2 protein-coding genes are annotated in these 1,052 nt (G+C 54.7%); both read left to right on the top strand.

All coding sequences use genetic code 11. The features are described from left to right. Nucleotides 1-257: helix-turn-helix domain-containing protein (locus VB780_RS25620; RefSeq protein WP_323354023.1), on the top strand; the 257-nt coding region annotated here is incomplete at its 5' end. Then, nucleotides 209-1,036 (top strand): ISL3 family transposase, encoded by an 828-nt coding sequence (locus tag VB780_RS25615; RefSeq protein ID WP_323354022.1) that lies wholly within the window; start codon nucleotides 209-211, stop codon nucleotides 1,034-1,036. The genes VB780_RS25620 and VB780_RS25615, both read left to right, overlap by 49 nt. The last annotated feature ends 16 nt before the right edge of the window (nucleotides 1,037-1,052 follow it).

Raw genomic sequence — 1,052 nt, 5'->3', positions numbered from 1 at the left:
CCATCAGTCACTATGGCCAGACCTGGTTACGGGTTAACCGCCGCCAGTTTAAGTGTGCGGTGTGTGGTAAGCCGTTCAGCGAGGACTTGGAGTTTGTGGGGGACCGGCGGAGCTATACCGACCGCTATGCCGAGCGGGTGGTTCAGCAAGTGATCCACAGTGATAGTGCTAATGTGGCCCGTCATCAGGGATTGAGTGAGGATATCGTGTGGTCAATGGTGGAGTATATGGGCGCAAAAAAGTCGATATCGACGTGAGTCAGTTGCGTCGTTTAGGGATCGATGAAATCGCCCTGCGCAAAGGTCACAAAGACTTTGTGGTCGTTCTAAGTGACCTTGACACGCACGCCCTCATTGGGATGGCCCCCGCCCGCACCCATGCCGCTATTGAGACGGTGTTGTTGGCTTGGGGAAGTGAGGTGTTATCGAACATTGAGGAAGTCAGCATCGACTTATCCGGCAATTATCGGGGGTTAGTCCGGCGATTAATGCCCCAAGCTGAGATTGTGGCGGATCGCTTTCATGTGATGAAGTTGGTCACTGATGAACTCAACCAAGCGCGCAACGCGTTTCGGCGTCACCCCGAAGACTTGCCGGAAGGCATTACTCCAGAGGCGGCGCAAGCGGCGCTCAAAAACAGCAAGTACGCCGTCCTGAAACCGGAGGAGAATCTGACGGACCAGCAAATCGAGAAACTCGCTGCGGTGAAGGCCGTTGCCCCCAAACTGGCGCTCATGCACCAAGCTAAGGAAACCTTCCGAGGGGTGTTTGACGCGAAAACCGGCACTCAAGCCCTGGTTGACTTGCTGGACTGGATGGCCACGGCGCAGCCCCTCTACCCGAACTCAGTGGCCACGATACGACGATGGTTGGGTGAGATTCTGCAGTATTTTGAGCACAGAACGACCAGTGGGGTGGTGGAGGGCATCAACAATCGCTTGAAGCTCATCAAACGCTCTGGCTACGGGTTCAGAAATTTTGAGCGATTCAAATTACGCTGCCTCATTAGCTGGCATTTTCCTACTGCAACTGCATAATCAACCCGGTAGAGCC

Origin of the sequence: Leptolyngbya sp. CCNP1308 (assembly GCF_034932455.1) — a bacterium.
Lineage (GTDB): Bacteria > Cyanobacteriota > Cyanobacteriia > Phormidesmidales > Phormidesmidaceae > Nodosilinea.
The sequence above is the reverse complement of the archived record's forward strand: the minus strand, read 5'-3'. Positions and strand labels throughout refer to the sequence as shown.